Origin of the sequence: Sphingomonas sp. KC8, from assembly GCF_002151445.1 — a bacterium.
Taxonomy (GTDB): domain Bacteria; phylum Pseudomonadota; class Alphaproteobacteria; order Sphingomonadales; family Sphingomonadaceae; genus Sphingomonas_E.
In genome coordinates this window covers 2,031,900-2,051,831 of record NZ_CP016306.1, presented here as the reverse complement: position 1 = coordinate 2,051,831, position 19,932 = coordinate 2,031,900, and the positions used below count along the sequence as shown (strand labels likewise).

Sequence of the window (19,932 nt, the reverse complement as noted above, 5' to 3'; positions counted from 1 at the left end):
TTGGCCTGCAGGTGCCAACGCGACGCTATAGCCTGGTACATGTCCGCTCCGCTTTCAACGGCGCTCGCGGCCGCTCGCGCATCATGTGCGAGTTGCAGGATGACGGCCTCGCCACAGAGCGCCGACGCACGGCGGCACTGATGCGCGAGCATGGCGAACATGCCTGGCCGGTTGCGCCAAACATCATCAACCACGACTTCGCCGCAGCGCAGCCGAACAGGCATGGGGCGGGGGCGTCTGGACGCGCGGCAATTTGGGGAAGGTTCTGATCGACGGCATTTTCTGAATTTGTTCAGTCGCCTTCGCCAATCCGTGAGCGCCGCCGCGTGACCTGTGTCGTGATCAATTGTCGTGCGGCGGCGTAACCGGGACGTTCAATTCTCCCGGCGCATGCGGATGGCAGTCTGTCCATCAATATTGGCGAAGTAACTGCCCATGGCGGCTTTGCGGATCTTGACTGCCATCCCCGGTTTGGGATCGCGAGAAAGTTGCCGGCTTTCGGCCTGTGCCCAGCGTGCGCCGTCTTCAAGAATAATGATCCAGCGACCGGATTGGCCACGTATCGGATAGGCGTTTTTAATTTTTGATTCTATTTCAGTTAGTTCTTCGTTTCTGTCGGAGTCGGACTTGCGGTCGTTGTCGAAGATGGCAAGGTTTGGCAAACTCAGGCCAAACAGCGTTTTCTTGGTCTTTCGGATTTGATTTTGGTCAACAATAACAAGTTCATTGCTTGCTTCGGCGGAATCCAGCACCGCCACTTGTGAATCATAGCATGCCAGCCGCGCGGCGGATTCCTGCACCGCCCGGCAGTCGATGAGTTTACGAAAGGCGTCGGCGCGCGGTTCGCGTTGCTCTGCGGCCAGGCTTGTGGCTGGTATAGCAACGATGCATGCAACAATGACGAGACCACTTTTCGAATATTTCATACAATCCTCCGATGGGCGGCGAAAAGTTACTTTCGGCCCGAAGATGGCATGACTTTTAGGTGTCAGCCACTGTTGCAATTGTGCGACAGCAAGTTGTGAACCGGTCAACAAAGCTGAACCTCAGCTTTACAACTCGGAATGGCATCCGGCATCACCCCATCATGCCGGAAAGGGGGCCTTCCGCGGTTTGCCGTGCAATGGCCGCCCGATGGTTGGGACTTTGGGCCGAGTAATGGCCCGACGCACTCCAGAATAAGGGACTGGATAGTGACCAAAACACAAAAACTGCTCGGCCGATCGGCGCTCAGCACCGGGGTGCTCAGCCTCGTGCTCGCCACCGCGCCGGCCTTCGCGCAGGATAATGCAGCGGACGACAGCAGCGTTATCGTCGTCACCGGTTCGCGCATCGCGCGGCCTGATCTCGATCAGGCAAGCCCGATTGCGGTCGTGACGTCGCAGGCGTTCGAACTCAAGGGCCAGACGAACGTCGAAAGCGTTCTGAACGACATGCCGCAGGTGATGGCGTCGACGACAGGTACGTCGAACAACCCGGGTGGCGGTGTTGCCACGGTCGACCTTCGCGGCCTCGGCACTGCCCGTACGCTCGTTCTGGTCAATGGCCGTCGTTATGTTTCGTTCGACGTTACCCAGGTCGTCGATCTCAACACCGTCCCGCAGGCGCTGATCGAGCGTGTCGACGTCGTCACCGGTGGCCGTTCGGCTGTTTACGGGTCCGACGCCATCGCGGGTGTGGTAAACTTCATCCTCAAGCGCGATTTCGAAGGTATCGAACTTGGCGTAACGCAGGAACTCAGCGGCCGGGGTGATGGCTCGCGTTTTGACGTCAACGGCACGATCGGCGCCAACTTCGCCGATGGCCGCGGTAACGTCACGCTGTCGCTCGATTACTATAAGCGCAAGCCGATCTTCGCGGCCGCGCGCAGCTACACGCGCAACAGCTTCAACGATCTGAATGATGGCACGTTCGTGCCCGGTGGTTCGGGTTCGATCCCGGAAGGCCGCATCCGTATTCCGGGCCTGAATACCGCTCTCGGTTTCGGCGGAACCGATATCTTCTTCAGCCCGGATGGCAGCCCCAATCAGTACGATTCGAGCGCGAACGCCTACAACACCAATCCGGTGAACTATCTTCAGGTTCCGCAAGAGCGTTTCCTGATGTCCGCGCGTGCGCAATATGAGGTCAGCAGCGGTTTCCGTCCCTATATGGAAGCCCAGTTCGTCAACAACCGGGTGGATAACCTGCTGGCGGCCACTCCGGTGAGTAACTCTACGCCGTTCGGCAGCGGTCTGAATGCCGGCTCGCTCGGGCCGATCACATTGCAGACGAATTCGCCCTTCTTCTCTCCGACGCTGCAGAATGCATTGAATGCCCTCGATACTGATGGGGACGGCTACATTACTTCGCCGGTGTATGGCTTCCGTACGATCGGTCTGGGCGGGCGTCTGCAACAGGACGAACGCAACGCTTATCGTATGGTCATCGGTGCCGATGGCGATATTGGCGGTGGCTGGTCCTATGACGGCTACTATATGTATTCCCGCACGAAGAACTCGCAGCGGCAGTCCGGTAATATCGCACTGACGAACTTCAAGAACGCATTGCAAACGGCGTTCCAGGATCCGACAACGGGTGCTGTCTCGGCAACTCCGATTGCGGGTCTGCCGGGTGGCGGCACGCTGGTTTGCGCTTCGGCGGATGCGCGTGCTGCCGGTTGTGTGCCTGCCAATCTGTTTGGCGTGGGTAATCTGTCCGGTCCGGCTGCTGCCTATCTGGGCATTGGTGCCACCAACCTCGAACAATATACCACGCAGGTTGCCAGCATCGCAGTCACTAACTCCGAACTGTTCGATCTTGGTGCTGGCGGTGTCGGCGTCGCGCTTGGTGCGGAATGGCGTTCGGAACGTGGCAGCACCACGCCGGATACCTTCCTTGCCTCGGGTAACGTCGGTGGCTTCAACCCGGGTGCTCCCACCGCGGGCGGCTACAGCGTTCGCGAATTTTTCGGCGAAGTGAACATCCCGCTGCTGGCGGACACCTTCGTCAAGAAGTTCGAAGTCAATGGCGCGGCACGTTATACGCATTATTCGAATGCGCCGGGCAACGTGTTCACCTGGGCGGCCGGTGCCCAGCTGCAGGTCGTCGATGATCTGACTTTCCGTGGCCAGTATCAGCGCGCGATCCGCGGGCCGAGCGTTTCGGAACTGTTCCTTGGACAGACGGTCAGCTTCGATGGTCAGAGCGATCCTTGCGGAGATTCGGGCCTCAGCCAGGTGATTATCGATCGCTGCGTTGCCAATGGCGTGCCGCTCAATCTGGTCGGTGATTCCAGCGTCAACGACTCGAACACGGTCAATCCGCCGTCGTTCCAGTCGGGCAATGCCAATCTGCGCGAAGAAAAGTCGAAGACCTTCACGGTCGGCGGCGTGTTCACGCCGACGTTCCTGCGAGGCTTCAGCGCCACGGTTGATTATTACAGCATCAAGGTCACGGGTTTCATCAACCCCTACGGCCAGGGCAACATTTTTGCGGGTTGCTTCGATGCAGGTATTCAGTCGTTCTGCGATCTGATCTCCCGCAACGAATTGGGTCAGGTCGACCGGATTGTCGACCAGAGCCAGAATTCGGGTGGCCTGAAGACCAGCGGCCTGGACGTGGGCCTGGTCTATTCGACCGCGCTGCCGTTCGCGATGTTCGATAATGAACCGAAGCTGTCTTTCAGCTTCAACGGAACGCGTGTGTTCAAATATGATTTCACGCCGGTCGTCGGCGTGCCGATCGTGAATGAATGCGCCGGTAAGTTCGGTGTCGCTTGCAGCACCTCGGTGCCGTCGGGCCAGCCGATCCCGAAGTGGAAGCATGCGTTCCGCACCACTTTGGCCGCCGGTCCGGTTACGACGTCGCTGCAATGGCGTTATCAGAGCGCGGTGCGCGATGATGATCCCGCCACGGACTATGCTGCCGAGCGGATCAAGGCGTATAGCTACTTCGATTTTGCCCTCAGCGCGGACGTGAACGACAATCTTCGCTTCACGGGTACGGTGTCGAACCTGTTCGACAAGCGTCCTCCGTTTGTTATCAGCCAGCAGACTGGCGGCAACGGTGAACAGTCGAACACGCTGCCGAGCACCTATGACGTGCTGGGCCGTTACTTCTCGATCTCGGCGCGGCTGCGCTTCTGATCGACGTTCTGATCATTCGATCGGGAAAGGGGGCGGAACTTCGGTTCCGCCCCCTTTTTTATGGCGAACGGTTTTGGACGATTTTGGACTAGGCGGTTGTGTCGCGCAGCCAGCCTGTGACGGAAATGCGTTGGCCGTCGGCAAAGGATGTGACCTGGCTCACGCTGTGTACTTGCGGCACGGCAAACAGATTTAGGGTGTTAAAGCGGGGCGTGAGCGCGGAACGGATGTGGCCGTCGTCATTGTGGAACATCAACAGGCCGCCCCATTCAGGTCGCCAAGCAGGCGTAAGGCCATAGACATAGGCGGCGATCCTGTTCTTGCCCGTCACGGCATCGTCATGGGCAGACAGAAAATCCCCTGCGGAATAAGCGGTGGCTTGCGCATCAGCGAAGTTCAGCGTTGCGACGCCGATGATATGGCGCAGTAGATCCAGCACTGGCTCGGAACAAAGGAGCCGGGCGAACATGTGCAGAGGATCATGCCGGGCGGCTCGTAGGCTAATATCGTCCTCAACCCGCAGTGCTTCATAGCGGAACTGAAAACCGAAGCGCGCAGCCTTATCCACGGCGTCATCCAATCGCGCCTGACGGTCCGCGTCGAATGCCATGCGGGCTGCGCGTGACAGTTCGAATATCTTGTCACCGGAATTGATGATTTGCAGCCAATCGTCGCGTTCCTGAAGGTGGCGATGCAGATGGGCCGCAAATTCTGGTTCGAGAAACTCGTTAATTTGTACGCGCCCATCTCTGGCGAAGGTCGCCGCGAGCGCAGGGATGTCCAGCGCCTTGTTCACACGTGGCATAACGGTTGTCATGCCGACAGGATTAGGCGTCTTTGGGTGTGGGAGACAACCGCGCCGGATTGGTTTCCGATCCGATTGTATCGGTCTGTTGATCGATTGTCTTGACATGCTGTGATTTCCAGGCCGCTGGACGACGCCATCCGGCCGATCATATCAGACCTCGTCGGTCGACCGTTTCACCTTGTTGGGCAGGTCTTTTCCCTTTGTCCGGCGCGATGGAACCTGAACCGGATGCTTCTTCTTCCATGCGGCCCATGTCATCGGGCCTTCGGGTGTTTCGATGATCCGGTCGTCCAGTGAATCGGCCATGGTGCGTTTCCGTGCGTCAAAAAGGGGGCAGGCTTGGTACCGGCTTGCCGGGATCGTGGTTGAAGCGCAAACTTTGACTGTGGTTCAGGAGAGCGGACATGATCTTCGAACAGGTGGCGACGGGTGGATGCCAATCCTATCTGTTGGGGTGCGAAGCTACGCGCGCGGCGGTGCTGATCGATCCCGAACTGGCGCAGATCGATCATTATCGGGGCCTTGCCAGCCAGCAGGGCGTTCATATCCGCTATATTATCGACACCCACACCCACGCCGATCATTTTTCCGCCAGCCGGGAACTGGCCAGGGCCTGGCATGTGCCCGTGGTGATGCACCGGCTAAGCCCCGCGCCCTATGTCGACATGCGCCTTGATGACGGGGAAATGCTGATCGTGGGCGGTTTGCGGCTGAAAGCGCTGCACACACCGGGCCATACGCGGGATTCGATGTGCCTGGCCACGGACGATCGCGTGTTCACCGGCGATACGCTGCTGATTGGCGCAACCGGGCGAACCGACCTGCCGAGCGGGGATGCCAGTGCGCTGTATGACAGTCTGTTCGGCAAGCTGCTGAGGCTGCCGCCCGAGACGCTGGTCTTCCCCGCGCATGATTATAAGGGGCGTTCGCATTCGACGATCGGGGCGGAGATCGCGGATAATCCACGACTGCGGAAAACGCAGCGCGCCGATTTCGTGGATATGATGCAGCACCTTGATCTGGCTGCGCCCACCCATCTGACCGAGGCGCTGCGCACGAATATGAGCGGGGGCAAGACGGTTGCGCAATTGCTTGCCGAAGCGGCGGCGAAGGTGCCGTTCATGGCGCTGGCGGAACTCAAGGCCCGGATCGGTGGCAACGGCCGTGATCTGGTGATCCTCGATATTCGGGAAAAGGACGCGTACGAAACCGGGCACATACCCGGAGCCGTGCATCTGCCGCGTGGCCAGCTGGAATTGCGTGCGAATACCGAATTGCCCGATCCTACCGTACGCATCCTGACATGCTGCGAATTTGGCAAGATATCGACCCTTGCAGCGGCCACGTTGCGGGAACTGGGATATGGCCGCGCCATCGCGCTGGATGGGGGCATGCACGGATGGCGTGACGCGGGGTATCCGCTGGAACCCTGATCCCGTCGTTTCATATTCCGGCATCGGCTGGCTACACTGGGTGGAATCGCCGTTTGGCTGATGCGTTCATATTTTACCGGCGTAGATCAGTCGCCCGGGGCCGAGCCGGTCCAGTACGGCATCCAGATCAGTCTGCTGAAAGGCAAAGCAGCCTTCGCTGCGGCCTAGTTTGCCCGTTTGGGCGATGATTTCGGGGCAGACATAAGGCGCTGCGTGGATCACGATCGCGCGCGCCTCTGCATTGCTGTTTCCGGTATCCAGGCCGATCAGGCGGCGGGACAGCCCATGACGGCCGATGTAAAGATCGCCGGTGGCATAGGCACCTGCGGATGACGCAAGCGACCCCGGCTGATTGGAGAAACGCTCCACCCAGCCGCGATGATCGGGGTCGGATCCGCGGCCATGGGCCACCAATAAAGCGGTGCTGCGTCCGCTTGCCATGTCGACGATGTGAAACCGGGGCACGCGCGATACCCGGCTGAAATCGACGATGCCGATACGATCGCGATGGAGCAGGCGGGAACCATGGTTCTGAAGCGCACGTAGCGCGCGGCGGAACAGCGCCGGATCGATATGGCCCGGTATCGTGGTCGCGGCCAAGGCGGTGCCGTGTTGCGCCAGCAACAGCGCGGCTCCCCCCGCCAGCAGGAATTCTCGTCGCGAAGCAATCATATCATCCGGCCCGCGCTGCCCGCTTACAGCCTCTTTTACCACGCTTTGCGTCGTTCGACGACAGAAGAACGCAAAAGCGGGGCCTTTGCCGGCTGCGGCCCGCCGGGCGGTTCAGATCCGTGCGGTCGGGATCTTGAAGGTCGATCGGATCGCCTTTTCCAATTGGCTGTCGGATAGCAGCCGGCGCATCAATCCCATCGGCTTCACGTCGCGGCCCACATAATGCATCGGCTTCCATTTCGGCAGGTCGATGATCTTGAGCGCTTCGGCCACCGCATATTCGGGGGTGTTGCCGCTTTTTTCCAGCATGTCGGGCAGAACCTGCTTCACGACATTGCCGAGCGGGGCTTCGTAAACTTCAAGAATTTCGGCGGGCTGTTCATGCCAGGTCTTGCGGGTGTTGGCGTGGGCGTTGGCCGACATGCCGGTCATCACCCCGCCGGGGATGATCGACGTCACCTGCATGCCCAGCGGCGCCAGTTCGTGACGCAGGGTCAACGTCATGCCGTGGATGGCGTGCTTGGTCATGTTGTAGGGGCCGGCGCCGACCGGGTTGGCGATGATCGCACCCGAACTGTAATTGGCGATGCGCGCGCCCTTGGCCTTGCGCAGCATCGGCAGGAACGCCTGGATCACCCGCAGTTGGCCGAATGCGTTGATCTGGAACAGCCGTTCGACCTGATCGATCTTCACCCCTTCGATCACGCCGACGGCGACATTGGCGACACCGGCGACGTTGAGCAACAGATTGAGGCCCTGATCGCCCAATGCCTGCTTCACCACCTCGGCGCTTTTGAGCACGGATTCGGTGTTGGAAACATCCTGATCGACCACGGTGATGCGGTCGCTATCGACCAGATCGGTCGGCGCGCCGGGCAGCACGCCTGCGAACACATGCACACCGCGCGCGGCCAGCGCCTTGGTGAGCAGGTTGCCCTGCCCGACATTGGCGCCGGTGATGAACGCGGTCTTGATCGCCTGATGCGTCGCCATGAATCTTCCCCCAGACAGGTTCCGGCGGCGCTATCTGCCGGCCGTATATTATTGAACCATATTCATTATGGAAGCGCGGATAGTTTGACAAGCGGCTCCATCAAGCGATCAGTTGGGCCACCACGGCGTCGGCGGCGCTGCGGGCATCATCGGGCGCCATCCGCACCTGCAATCCGCGCTGGCCGCCGTTCAGATAGACATAGGGTTCATCCAGCGCGGTCGCTTCGATCGCGGTCGGTAGTTTGCGTTTCTGCCCGAACGGGCTGACCCCGCCGACCTTGTAGCCGGTGATGCGTTCGGCGTCGGCCGGCGGCATCATCGTCGCCGCCTTGGCCGAAAAGGCCGCCGCCACCTTCTTCATGCCGACTTCGCGATCCGACGGCACCATTATGCAGGCGGGCTTGCCATCGACCTTGACGATCAGCGTCTTGAGCACGCGGTGCGCAGGTTCGCCCAGGGCTTCGGCGGCCTGCAGGCCGACCTTCGCGGCATCGGGCTGATAATCGTAGGTGTGGAGCGTGTGGGGGAGGCCGGACTGGGCCAGCGCACGCGTGGCGGGAGTGCTTTTGGACATGGCGGGTTTGCTATCGGCGCAGACTGGCGGCTGTCCAGCCCGTTGGTTCAGGCTGGCGGCAGATCGGGGATCGTCAGTGCATCGCCGATGATGTGCGCGCCATCGGCGGAGCGCAGCGACGATTGCGTCATCGCCAGGACATCGCGGCTGTTGGCGACGATGCCGGTCAAGGACGATGCGATCAGGATCGTGGATGCCTCGGCCATCATCTCGACGCCTTCGATCCAGTCGGGATGGTGCGGCATCGTCATCCGCGCCAGCGCCAGTGCATTTTCCGAGGCGCAGATCTTGTAGGGCTTGACCGCGTTCACATGCACGCCGCTGCCATGCAGTTCGGCGGCCAGCCCCAATGTCACCCGGTCAAGCGCACTTTTGGATGCGCCATAGGCAACCAGCCCATGAATGAATTTGGTCGGCCCGACATAGGGAATGGGCGGCTGCGACACGGTTTCCGAAGTGATGTTGAGGATCCGGCCCCATCCGGCCGCGTGCATCGCCGGCAATGCCGCCTGAATGAGATCGAGCGGCGCGTGAAGATTGAGTTCGAACGCGGCGTGACGCGCGGCCAGATCGATCTTGCTGGGCGGGGCAAAGGCCCCGGCGCTGGCCGCATTGTTGACGAGGATGGTGATCGGGCCGAGGGCGGCGCTGGCCTGATCCACCAGCCGTGCGCGGGCGGTGGCATCCGCCAGATCGGCGGACAGCCCGTGCGCGCGCCGGCCGATCGCCTCGATCAACCGTTGCGTTTCGGCCAGCGCATCGGGATCGCGGCCCGATGCGGTGACGACGATATCGGCGCCCAGTGACGTCAGCCGCAGGGCGATGGCGCGGCCGATGCCCTGGCTGGCCCCGGTGACAAGCGCGGTGCGGCCATCGAGCCGATCGAGGGTTGCGGCCATGGCTCAGGCCCCCTCAATCAGGGCGGGGATATGGTGCGCGTCACCGATCACCGTGCGGCCGTCGCCCGCATGCAGCGGCGCTTGCAGCAGGAACAGCACGTCCCGGCTGGGCAGAACCAGCCCGGTCAGCATATTGCCGATCAGCAGCAGCGCGGCTTCGGCCATCATATCGCTTGTTTCGGCCCATTCGGGATGCGTGGCGAGCGCCGCGCGCGCCGCCATCGAGTTGGTGTCGGTGACACACACCGCTGTCGGGTGGATCGCGTTGACGGTGATCCCGGTGCCATGCAGTTCGGCCGCCAGCCCGCGCGTGAAGCGTTCGAGCGCCAGTTTCGATGCGCCATAGACCGCCGTACCATGCACATGGGCGGGATCGCCGGAATAGGGAATTCCGGCAGGCCGCGCGGTGGCGGACGAGATGTTGACGATCCGGCCCCAGCCTTGCGCCTTCATCGCCGGCAGCACTTGCTGGATCAGATCGACCGGGCCATGGACGTTCACTTCGAACAGGCGGTGGCGATAGGCCGGGTCCATTGCGCTGGCCGGGGCATAATTGTTGATCGCGGCATTGTTCACAAGGATGTCGATCGCACCGAATGGCGCAGCGGCGCGCGCGACGGCATCGGCACGGGCCATCGGATCGGCCAGGTCGAACGCGATGGCCTGTGCCCGGCCGCCCAATGCCGTGATGCTGTCCACGGTTTTGGCAATACCGGCATCGTCACGGCCCTCTGCGGCAATGATGATTGCGGCCCCGGCCGCCGCAAGCCGGTGCGCGATCGCAGCCCCGATCCCGCGACGGCCCCCGGTGACAAGCGCCACGCGCCCTTCCAGCGATCCGGTCATGCCCTCTCCCGCCATTTTGGTCAGGAGACGGACCATGCCCCGATCGCCATCGGGCGGCAATCCGTGGATTTGCCGATAGCCGCCAGCCTGTTGCGCGGGCCGGGCGGCGCGGCGCGGACAAATTCTGACCTGAATGATCGTCTGTTATCGGGAAGGCTTGCTGGTTGGCCGGATGACTGAAAGGTCGGGGGGAGCGGACATCCTTCCCCCGTCACCCCGGGCTTGACCCGGGGTCCCGCTTCTTCTGTTCTGCTGTCATGGAACGGGATCGGCAAGGCGGCTGGGTCTACATCATGGCCGATCGCTATCGGGGCACCATGTATGTGGGCGTGACATCGCATCTGGCGGCGTTATCGGCTGGACAGACTTGTATGGGCCGAACAGGTGGCCTCCATCATCGGTGGCATCGCACAGGAAAAGCGCCTGAAGCGCTGGCGGCGCGAATGGAAATTCGCGCTGATCGAGCGTGGTAATCCCGAGTGGCTCGATCTCTATTCGCACCTTGCCTGACGCCACCGTCAAAGCGGGACCCCGGGTCAAGCCCGGGGTGACGACGAGATTTAACGAACGTCCGCAATGTCGTCGGGTCCCGACAGGCAGGATTTGGACGATATTCGCGGATATCTGCCGTCATGGCAGCCCCTCGCATTTGTCCGGGCCGCTTAGCGCCCGGCGCCCTCGGCGAGGGCGATCAGGGCTGTGATGTCGACATGCTCTTCGAGAGAGGCGGCGATCTCGTCGAGCGCGCGATCGACGTCCGCGGCATAATCCTGCCCCGTGGCGGCGATGCCCATATGCGCCAGCAAGGCGCCGCGCAGCCCGGCATCGCCGAACAGTCCGTGGACATAGCTGCCCATCACCGTGCCGCAGGCCGAAATCGCGCCGTCGACCCGCCCATCGTCAAGCCGGGCGAAGGGCCGGACAGTATCGCCGCCGCCGGTTTCGCCCATATGCATTTCATAGCCCGAGAAACGACCCCCCAGCGCTTCGCCGGTTACGTGGCGCAGCGCCTTGACCGGCTGGAGCGTGGTTTCCACGTCGAGCAGGCCCAGCCCGTCGACCGTGCCGCCCACGCCTTCGATCCCGTGCGGATCGGCGATGCGGCGGCCCAGCATCTGATAGCCGCCGCACAGCCCCAGCACCGGCCGGCCACGGCGATGATGCGCGATGATGTCCACGTCCCAGCCTTCGCGGCGCAGCGCCGCCAGATCGGCGATCGTCGCCTTCGATCCGGCAAGGATGATCAGCGCGGCTTCGGCTGGGATCGGCTGGCCGGGCGGCACCATCATCAGGTCCACACCCGGTTCCAGCCGCAGCGGATCGAGATCGTCGAAATTGGAGATGCGCGGGATGATCGGGCAGGCGATCAGCAGCCGGCCATTGCCGCGATCGGCCCGCCGTTCCAGGATGACTGCATCTTCGCTCGGCAGGCGCACGGCCGGGCTGAGCCAGGGCACCACGCCATAGCCGCGCCAGTCCGTCAGCCGTTCAATCGCGCGATAGCCATCGTCGAACAGCGCCGGATCGCCGCGAAACTTGTTGACGATGAAGCCGTGGATCATCGCCGCATCGGCCGGGCTGATCACCATGCGCGTGCCCGCGATCGCCGCGATCACCCCGCCGCGATCGATATCGCCGATCAACACCACCGGCACATGCGCGGCGCGGGCAAAGCCCATATTGGCGATGTCGCCGGCGCGCAGGTTGATTTCGGCCGGGGATCCGGCGCCTTCGACGACGACGATGTCGCAAGTGGTGGCAAGGCGGTGATAGCTTTCCATCACCTCGACCAGCAGCGGGCGGCGCCCCTCGCGAAAATTGGACGAACCCATCGTCCCGCGGACCTTGCCATGGACGATCAGTTGCGACGTGCGATCGGCCTGCGGCTTCAGCAGCACGGGGTTCATGTCGGTATGCGGTTCGACCCGTGCGGCGAATGCCTGCATGGCCTGCGCGCGGCCGATTTCACCGCCGTCGACGGTGACGGCGGCATTGTTGGACATGTTCTGCGGCTTGAACGGCCGCACCGAAAGCCCGCGCCGCACAAGCGCACGGCACAACCCGGCGACGAGCACCGATTTGCCGACGTCGGAGCCGGTTCCCTGCAACATCAAAGCAGCCATGCGACGCCTCCTGCGATCGCCCATAGCAGCAGACAGGCGCGGCGATAGAGGGCAAGGGCGCGGGCGATGTCCGCTGCGCCCGCATCGGCGCGCCCGTCGCCGATCCAGGGCTTGTCCGCGATCGTGCCGTCATAAGCGATCGGCCCGGCGAGCCGCAGGCCCAGCGCCCCGGCCATTGCGGCTTCGGGCCAGCCGGCATTGGGCGAGGCGTGGGCCGCATGATCGCGCCATAGCACCGCCCAGCCGCCCCCGCCGGCGATGCACAGGATGATGCCGCACAGGCGCGCGGGGATCAGGTTCAGCGCATCATCGCTGCGCGCAGCCGCCCAGCCGAACGCGCGCCAGCGTTCCTCGCGATGGCCGATCAGGCTGTCGGCGGTGTTGATCGCCTTGTAGATCCAGATGCCGGGCAGGCCGAACAGCAGCAGCCAGAACAAGGGGGCGGCGATCCCGTCGCAAAAGCTTTCGGCGAGGCTTTCGATCGCGGCGCGCGCGACGCCGGCTTGGTCGAGGGCTGCGGTGTCGCGGCCGACGATCATCGCCACCGCCGCCCGCGCGCCGGGCAGATCAGCGGCGGCAAGGCAGCGCATCACCGGTGCGACATGATCGTACAGGCTGCGCTGGGCGAGGCCGGGGAAGGCCAGCAGCGCGATCGCCGGCCACGCCCAGTTCCCCAGCATCGCGTGCATCGCCCGTTCGATCAGGAAACCCCCGCTGCCGGCGACGATGATCAACACCAGCACGGTCACGATCCCGAGCAGCCGGCGCTGCCCCGCTGGCCGGGCCGGCGCGTTCCAGCGCGCCTCGCACGCTCCGATCAGCTTTGCGAACAGCCCGACGGGATGGCCAATCCGGGCGTAGAGCGGGCGCGGCCAGCCGATCGCGGCATCGAGGATCAGCGCCGCCAGCGCGATGGGTTCAGCCATGCTGAAGCGCGCGATCGAGCCGGGCGAGCGCGCCTGGCCCATCGGGCAGGCCAAGCCGCAGCCAGCGCGGGGCATAATCGAACGGGCGCGTCAGGATGCCGTGGCGCGCCAGCCGATCGAACAGGCCGGCGGCATCGTCGGTTTCGATCAGCCGGAACAACGGGCAATCGCCGACAGGGGCAAAGCCGTGGCGGCGCAGCACCGCATCGAGCGCGGCGGCATCATCCCCCAGCCGCGTGCGCGTGGCCGCGATCCAGCCCCGATCACGATAGGCCGCCGTGCCGATCTGGATCGCGGCGGTGGAAACCGGCCAACTGCCCAGCCGATCATCCAGTGCCGCCAGCCGATCGGCCGGGGCGATGGCGAAACCCAGCCGCAGGCCGGCCAGGCCGAAGAACTTGCCGAACGATCGCAGCACGATCACTGGGGCTGCCGGATCAAGGCCGGGCAGGATGCTGGTGCCGGGGCAGGCATCGGCGAACGCTTCGTCTACCACCAGCCAGCCACCCGCGCGGACCGCCGCATCCACCGCCGCGTGCAAGGCCGCGCGCGGCAGGATGCGGCCGTCGGGATTGTTGGGGTTGGCGAACAGGATCGTCCCACCCTGCGCCGCTTCGTCGATCAGCGCGTCGGTGGCGATCGGCCGGCTGGCGGGCAAGGCTGCGGCATGGCTGCGATAGCCGGGGGCGACGTGGCGGGCCGGGCCGGGGGTGTTGAACAGCCCGATCTGGCGCAGGCCGAGTTCACTGCCCGGCAGCGCGCGAACGCGGGCGGGATCGACGCCGAACGCCGCCGCCGCCGCCTGCACCAGTGCGCCAAGCGCCGCTTCATCGGGCAATGCGCCCCAGTCGACCGGGCCGGCGCGATCCGCATCCCAGCGATGCGGATTGATCCCGGTCGACAGGTCGATCCACGGTTCGGGCGCTTGCGGATAGGCTGCACGGGCGCTGCTTAGCCGGCCGCCATGATAGGTCCACTCGTTCGCCAACAACCGCCGTCCCGTTATGCTTATCCGCTGGCGACTGCTGTTCGCGATTTCGCGGATAGGGGCAAGCCCCTAGGCGGCGGATATCGCCCGCGCGGCAGTGGCGGCGCCGCGCATCGCGCCTTCGATATAGCCGACGCCGGTGCAATCGCCGACGGTGTGGACGTCATAGCCTTGCGCGCGCAGCTGATCGGCCAGCGCCAGATTGCTGGTGGCGCCCTTGGCGACGATGACATGATCGGCGGCGATCGCCTGCGCGTCGCCCTTGCGATCGGTGAAGCGCACCGTGCCCGGTTCGATGCGGATGTCGGTGGACTGGGGGTGCAGCCCCAGCCCATGTTCCTTCAGTTCGGCCAGCAGGCGCATCCGGCGCACGATGGTGAGACCCGCGCCAAAGCGCGGCGCTTCATCGACCACCGTCACGGTGCGGCCGCGTTCGGACAGAAATTCCGCGAGTTCGAGGCCGACCAGTTCGCCGCCGACGATCACCACATTCTTGCCCAAAGGCATCCAGCGATGGCTGATCTTGCGGACAAATTCGAGGTTGGCGGTCAGCCCCGTGGCCGCGCCGATCTTCGTCGCCATCCGCGTCGCCCAGCCGACCTTGCGCTTCAGTTCGTCCGAATCTTCGCCCAGCATCAGCCCGCGCATGTCATCGCCGCTGAGCACATGGGGCAGTTCGTTGCCGGGGATCGGCGGCATGCCGCGCACCGCGCCGGTGGCGACGACAACGGCATCGGGGGCCAGCGATTGCAGCAATTCCGGCGTTACCCGCGTGCTCAGGCGCAGATCGACTTTCGAGGCCGCGATCTTGCGGCGCAACCAGTTGAGCAGCCGTTCATTCGCCGGATAGGCCAGCGACGCGAAGCGCAGCGTGCCGCCCAACTGGTTCGCCTGTTCGATCAGGATCACCTGATGGCCGGCATCGTCCAGCCGGCGCGCGGCTTCCATCCCGCCGGGACCGCCGCCGATCACCACCACGCGCTTGCCGCCCTTTTGGGTCGCGGGGCGCAGATATTCGTAGCCGGTATCCGGGTTCACCGCGCAGCGCAGCGGTTCGCAGACGTAGATCGCGCTGATGCAGGTGTAGCAATAGACGCATGGCAGCACGTCCTGCGGGCGGCCAGCGGTGATCTTGGCGGGCAGATACGGATCGGCCAGCAGCTTGCGGCCCATCGACACGAAATCGATCGATCCGTCGGCGATCCGCGCGTCTGCCACTTCCGGTTCCACCCGGCCCGATGCGATCACCGGAATGCCGACGGCCCGCTTGATCTTCGCCGCGAAGGGCAGGTTGAGGCCCGGTTCGTGCGGGGTGTGCGATCCCGAATGGAGCTTGGCCTGTGCGGTATCATGATAAGCGGTGACGGTGATCGCATCGGCGCTGGCGGCTTCCACCATTTTGGCGACGGCGATGCCATCGTCGATCGTAAGGCCGCCTTTCTTGCCGACTTCGCGTGAATCCACCTTGCACCAGATCGGGAAATCGGGGCCAACGGCGGCGCGGATCGCGCGCACGACTTCGACCAGAAAACGCGCACGATTTTCCAGCGATCCGCCATATTCGTCGGTGCGGCGGTTCGACGTCGCCGACACGAAGGATCCCAGCAGATAGCCGTGGCCGCCATGGATTTCGATGCCGTCGAACCCGGCCCGCTTGGCGCGATCGGCGGCGGCGGCGAACTGGCCGACGACGGTCTGGATATCCTCCACCGTCATCACCTGCAGCGTCACGTTCTTGATCCGGCCGAACGGAGCAGCGGCGATTTCTTCCAGCAGGAACGCTTCGGTGAAATCGCCTTCGGGCGGCTTGGGGATCGATGGCGCCCACACCGGCCGGCCGGCCAGCATATCTTCCATCGCCACCAGCCCGCCATGGTGCAACTGGGCGGCGATCTTCGCGCCATGTTTGTGGGCTGCTTGCGTCAACGCGGTCAGGCCGGGCAGGAAACGATCGTCCGAAATCGCGATCTGGTTCACCTGATTGCCGCCCACCGGCCAGGCGACACCAGCCACCCCGGTAATGATCAGGCCGACGCCGCCTTTGGCCTGTTCCTCGTGGTAACGGACGATGCGTTCGCCGCAATGCCCGTCCGGTTCTGCAAGGCTGGCCCCCATCGCGGTCACCGCCATGCGGTTGCGCAGGTCGAGCTTGCCGATGCGGCCGGGCGAGGTGAGGTGGGTGTAGCTGCTGGTCATCGAAACGGTCGTCCTGATTGGCGGCCCGCAACCCGGGCAGTTTGGCGGCGAGGCTAGAACATGGCCCCGGCTGATGCCATGGCGAGCGCACTTAAGGATAAGATTGTGTCGCTCTCAAACACAATTTTGTGGGTTGCCGGCGTTATTCGGTCGGCCGTCCGGTGAATGCCGACAATGGTTCCGCCGGCACGTCGGTTTCGTCGATCCGGTCGACCCGCGCGGCGGGTGGGCCATGGCGGCACATCGCGACAAAGGCGGCGACGGCCACCGGATCCCCGGCGACGAGGGCTTCGACCGTGCCGTCACGGCGATTGCGGACCCATCCGGCCAGGCCCATTTCGCCTGCGGTTTCGATCGTCCAGCCGCGAAAATACACACCCTGCACACGGCCGTGGATGCGCAAATGGCGATAGATCATCATGATGATTTCAACCCTGGTGGAGGCCATGGCGATACGCCATTTCACGACCAAAATCATCGGCTGCGACCATGCCGCTTCGGCGGCGAGAACGGCATTTTCGTAGCGCCTGCGTCGAGGCGACCGGCCTGGACCCGCAAGCGGGGCGAAACCGGCCTGCCATTCCGATCGCCGGGAATTTTTGAACGGGCGGTGGCGTCGATCGCCGCCCATGCCGTGCCGGATTTGAGTCATTCCGAATAAACTTGGCGGCATTTCGCCATCGCCAAGCGCTGTCCTGCGCATGATACTGCCCACCACAGAAATCCGGCGGGCGATGCACCCACCGGGCCGGCATGATGGAGTGGGATGACGATGGCGGATTATGATCTCGTGTTGCGGGGCGGCCTTGTCGCCGACGGCAATGGCGGCGAACCGCAATTGGGTGACGTGGCGATCAGCGGCGATCGGATCGTCGCGGTCGGCGTGGTCGCCGGGGCCGGCGCGCGCGAAATCGATGTCGCCGGGCGTGTCGTCACCCCCGGCTTTGTCGATGTTCACACCCATTATGATGGGCAGGCGATCTGGTCGGATCGGCTCAACCCGTCGTCCCAACATGGCGTGACGACGGTTGTGGTCGGCAATTGCGGCGTTGGTTTCGCACCTTGCCGCGCGGCCGATCATGACCTGCTGATCAACGTGATGGAAGGCGTGGAGGATATTCCCGGCGTTGTCATGGCCGAAGGGCTGGACTGGGCCTGGGAAAGTTTCCCCGAATATCTGGACGCGCTGGATGCGCGGCCGCGCGATATCGATATCGCGGCCTATCTGCCGCACAGCCCGTTGCGGGTTTATGCGATGGGTGATCGCGGTGCCGCGCGCGAAGCGGCCAATGAGGACGATCTTGCCCGGATGCGCCTGATCGCGAAGGAAGCGATCGAGGCCGGCGCGCTGGGTTTCGCCACGTCGCGCACCTTCATCCACCGCACGGCAGCGGGCAGCCAGATCCCCAGCTTCGAAGCCTCGCAGGCCGAACTGGAAGCGGTGGCGATGGGGCTGGCCGATGCGGGCGATGGCATCATCCAGGCGGTGCTCGACGTGCCGATGCGCAGTTGGGACGATGAAATCAGCATGTTGCGCGATGTGATGCGCCGCACCGGCCGCCCCGCCACCTTCACGCTCGCCGCGCCCAATACCGGCCCGAAATTGTGGGAACCGGTGCTGGCGATCCTCGACGAAGCCCATGCCGAAGGTCAGGCGTTGACCGCGCAGGTCTTTCCCCGCCCGGTTGGCATGATCGCCGGGCTGGAATTGTCGACCAACCCGTTCTGCCTGTGCCCCAGCTACCAGCCGATCGCCATGTTGCCGCTGGCGGAAAAGGTTGCCGCGATGCGCGACCCGGCATTGCGGGCCAAGCTGGTGGCGGAAGCCCCGGCCGATGGCCACCCGCTGACGCAGATGGGCCGGGCATGGGACTGGATGTTCCCGCTGGGCGCACAACCCAATTACGAACCATCGCTTGATATCAGCGTCTCGGCGCTCGCCCGGCAGCGCGGTGTGACGCCAGAGGAAGTGGCCTATGACCTGCTTCTGGAAGATGATGGCCATGCGATGTTGCTGATCGCGCTGGGCAATTTTCACGAAGGCCGGCTTGATGCGGTTCGCGCGATGCTCGATCATCCGAATACGGTGATCGGCCTTGGCGATGGCGGCGCGCATTATGGCGTGATCTGCGATGCCAGCTTCCCGACGTTCACGCTCACTTATTGGGTGCGCGATCGCAAGGATGACCGGATCGGCCTTGGCGAAGCGGTGAAGATGCTGACCCTGGAACCCGCCCGTGCCGTGGGTTTGCACGATCGCGGGCTGATCGCGCCCGGTTACAAGGCCGATCTCAACGTCATCGATCTCGATCGGCTGCGGCTGTGCCGGCCCGAGGTGCGTTATGATCTGCCTGCGGGCGGCCGCCGGCTCGATCAACGGGCGGAAGGGTATGATTTCACTATCGTTTCGGGAACCATCATCGCGGAACGGGATGTGCCGACGGCGGCCCGCCCCGGCCGGCTGGTGCGCGGTTCCCGACCAACCCCGACACAGCTGGAGGCTGCGGAATGAATGATATCCCCTATCTGTTGCGCGGCGTTCAGCCGGTTGCCACCGAAAGTTCGGTGCTGGTCAGTTCATCCAAATATCTGAATGACCCGCGGATGCGCGAATGGATCGCGAACATCGCGCTCAAGCGCAACGGCCCGGATTTTCCGGCTCAGGCTGAAATGTACCCGCTGATCGGTCTGCTCGATGAGTTGCAGGACAAGGACCGGATCGAGGAATTGTTCACCGCCGAACGGGCGAAGAACCCCGCGCTCGATGCGTGGTTCAACGAAGGATTCCTGTCGGATTTCGATACCGACTATTTCAAGAGCTTTCCGGAAGGGACGCTGGGCCACATCTTTTATCGCGACGTGATCGAAAAGAATTTCGATATCGTCATTTATGAAAAGCCGCTGCCCAAGACGCAGTTTGAATATTTCCTCTACCGCGCCGGCCAGAATCACGATCTGGAACACATCATGACCGGCGGTGATTTCAACTATATGGGCGAACTGGTGCCTGCGTGGTTCCGTATCACCAACCATTTCAAGCATCTCAGCCCCGAACTCGCGACCGAAGTGTCGTTAAGCTATCTGTTCGTGACGATGCGCTATTCGATCCGCACGCTGCTCCATTACCCAACGGTGTGGCAGACGTGCCAGAATGCGATCGAACGGGGAATGCGCTGCGGCCATGCCTCCGGCCCGCTGTTCATGGCCAAATATGAAGATGTGCTGCACCTGCCGCTGGAGGAAGCGCGGCTGCGGCTGGACGTGCACGAAGCCGAATTCGTCGACACCACCGGCCCGTCGATGGTGTGGGCAGGCCGCGAAGCGGTGGACGCCTGAACCGGATCAAA

The 19,932-nt window shown here is 63.6% G+C and carries 17 protein-coding genes and 1 pseudogene; 5 read left to right on the top strand and 13 right to left on the bottom strand.

Translation table 11 applies throughout. The annotated features are described in order from the left end of the window. Nucleotides 1–374: 374 nt before the first annotated feature. A complete protein-coding gene (locus KC8_RS09690; RefSeq protein WP_232455675.1) occupies nt 375–1,034 on the bottom strand; it encodes a hypothetical protein in 660 nt (219 codons plus the stop codon). A 159-nt stretch (nt 1,035–1,193) separates the two neighbouring features. Here KC8_RS09690 and KC8_RS09685 point away from each other — a divergent pair, with 159 nt between their 5' ends. Continuing rightward, a complete protein-coding gene (locus KC8_RS09685; RefSeq protein WP_010127553.1) occupies nt 1,194–4,127 on the top strand; it encodes a TonB-dependent receptor domain-containing protein in 2,934 nt (977 codons plus the stop codon). Nucleotides 4,128–4,215: 88 nt separating this feature from the next. Here the strand turns inward: KC8_RS09685 and KC8_RS09680 are convergent, their stop codons facing one another. Both KC8_RS09680 and KC8_RS20095 read right to left on the bottom strand, forming a co-directional pair. Beyond that, nucleotides 4,216–4,944: a 2OG-Fe(II) oxygenase gene (locus tag KC8_RS09680; protein ID WP_029624819.1), complete on the bottom strand. Its 729-nt coding sequence runs from the start codon at nt 4,942–4,944 to the stop codon at nt 4,216–4,218. Nucleotides 4,945–5,085: 141 nt separating this feature from the next. Beyond that, nucleotides 5,086–5,241, bottom strand: a complete 156-nt coding sequence (locus KC8_RS20095; RefSeq protein ID WP_192807718.1) for a hypothetical protein — start codon at nt 5,239–5,241, stop codon at nt 5,086–5,088. Nucleotides 5,242–5,339: 98 nt separating this feature from the next. Between KC8_RS20095 and KC8_RS09675 the strand changes: the two genes are divergently transcribed. Next, nucleotides 5,340–6,368, top strand: coding sequence for an MBL fold metallo-hydrolase (locus KC8_RS09675; protein WP_010127556.1), 1,029 nt, complete (start codon nt 5,340–5,342; stop codon nt 6,366–6,368). 66 nt (nt 6,369–6,434) lie between these two features. On the opposite strand, the gene KC8_RS09670 is transcribed toward KC8_RS09675, so the two are convergent. From KC8_RS09670 to KC8_RS09650, 5 genes are all read right to left on the bottom strand, one after another. Continuing rightward, nucleotides 6,435–7,040: a murein L,D-transpeptidase catalytic domain family protein gene (locus KC8_RS09670; protein WP_010127557.1), complete on the bottom strand. Its 606-nt coding sequence runs from the start codon at nt 7,038–7,040 to the stop codon at nt 6,435–6,437. 111 nt (nt 7,041–7,151) lie between these two features. Then, nucleotides 7,152–8,033, bottom strand: coding sequence for an SDR family NAD(P)-dependent oxidoreductase (locus KC8_RS09665; protein WP_010127559.1), 882 nt, complete (start codon nt 8,031–8,033; stop codon nt 7,152–7,154). A gap of 100 nt (nt 8,034–8,133) precedes the next feature. Further along, nucleotides 8,134–8,607, bottom strand: coding sequence for a Cys-tRNA(Pro) deacylase (gene ybaK / locus KC8_RS09660; RefSeq protein ID WP_010127560.1), 474 nt, complete (start codon nt 8,605–8,607; stop codon nt 8,134–8,136). 47 nt (nt 8,608–8,654) lie between these two features. Next, nucleotides 8,655–9,506 carry an SDR family NAD(P)-dependent oxidoreductase gene (locus tag KC8_RS09655; protein ID WP_010127561.1) on the bottom strand — a complete coding sequence of 284 codons (852 nt, stop codon included), beginning with the start codon at nt 9,504–9,506 and terminating at the stop codon, nt 8,655–8,657. 3 nt (nt 9,507–9,509) lie between these two features. Next, nucleotides 9,510–10,352: an SDR family NAD(P)-dependent oxidoreductase gene (locus KC8_RS09650; protein WP_037497146.1), complete on the bottom strand. Its 843-nt coding sequence runs from the start codon at nt 10,350–10,352 to the stop codon at nt 9,510–9,512. A 257-nt stretch (nt 10,353–10,609) separates the two neighbouring features. Between KC8_RS09650 and KC8_RS09645 the strand changes: the two are divergent. Continuing rightward, nucleotides 10,610–10,862, top strand: a pseudogene (locus KC8_RS09645) (GIY-YIG nuclease family protein). A gap of 152 nt (nt 10,863–11,014) precedes the next feature. Here the strand turns inward: KC8_RS09645 and KC8_RS09640 are convergent. The 5 genes from KC8_RS09640 to KC8_RS09620 all read right to left on the bottom strand — a co-directional run bounded on the left by KC8_RS09640 (nt 11,015) and on the right by KC8_RS09620 (nt 17,033). Then, nucleotides 11,015–12,475 (bottom strand): cobyric acid synthase, encoded by a 1,461-nt coding sequence (locus KC8_RS09640; protein WP_010125440.1) that lies wholly within the window; start codon nt 12,473–12,475, stop codon nt 11,015–11,017. Then, nucleotides 12,463–13,401 carry an adenosylcobinamide-phosphate synthase CbiB gene (cbiB, locus tag KC8_RS09635; RefSeq protein WP_029624528.1) on the bottom strand — a complete coding sequence of 313 codons (939 nt, stop codon included), beginning with the start codon at nt 13,399–13,401 and terminating at the stop codon, nt 12,463–12,465. Before cbiB ends, KC8_RS09640 begins: the two co-directional genes overlap by 13 nt. Next, a complete protein-coding gene (locus tag KC8_RS09630) occupies nt 13,394–14,392 on the bottom strand; it encodes a threonine-phosphate decarboxylase (protein WP_010125443.1) in 999 nt (332 codons plus the stop codon). The genes cbiB and KC8_RS09630 overlap by 8 nt, the downstream gene beginning before the upstream one ends. 66 nt (nt 14,393–14,458) lie before the next feature. Continuing rightward, nucleotides 14,459–16,585 carry an oxidoreductase gene (locus tag KC8_RS09625; protein ID WP_010125444.1) on the bottom strand — a complete coding sequence of 709 codons (2,127 nt, stop codon included), beginning with the start codon at nt 16,583–16,585 and terminating at the stop codon, nt 14,459–14,461. A gap of 142 nt (nt 16,586–16,727) precedes the next feature. Further along, the gene (locus KC8_RS09620) at nt 16,728–17,033 is read right to left on the bottom strand and encodes an acylphosphatase (RefSeq protein ID WP_232455674.1); all 306 of its coding nucleotides are present in this window, start codon (nt 17,031–17,033) and stop codon (nt 16,728–16,730) included. A 324-nt stretch (nt 17,034–17,357) separates the two neighbouring features. On the opposite strand from KC8_RS09620, the gene KC8_RS09615 reads away from it, so the two are divergent. Together KC8_RS09615 and KC8_RS09610 are read left to right on the top strand one after the other, a co-directional pair. Next, complete coding sequence (locus KC8_RS09615) at nt 17,358–19,097, top strand: N-acyl-D-amino-acid deacylase family protein (protein ID WP_198360987.1); 1,740 nt, start codon at nt 17,358–17,360, stop codon at nt 19,095–19,097. After that, nucleotides 19,094–19,921, top strand: coding sequence for a Coq4 family protein (locus tag KC8_RS09610; RefSeq protein WP_010125447.1), 828 nt, complete (start codon nt 19,094–19,096; stop codon nt 19,919–19,921). Before KC8_RS09615 ends, KC8_RS09610 begins: the two co-directional genes overlap by 4 nt. The last annotated feature ends 11 nt before the right edge of the window (nt 19,922–19,932 follow it).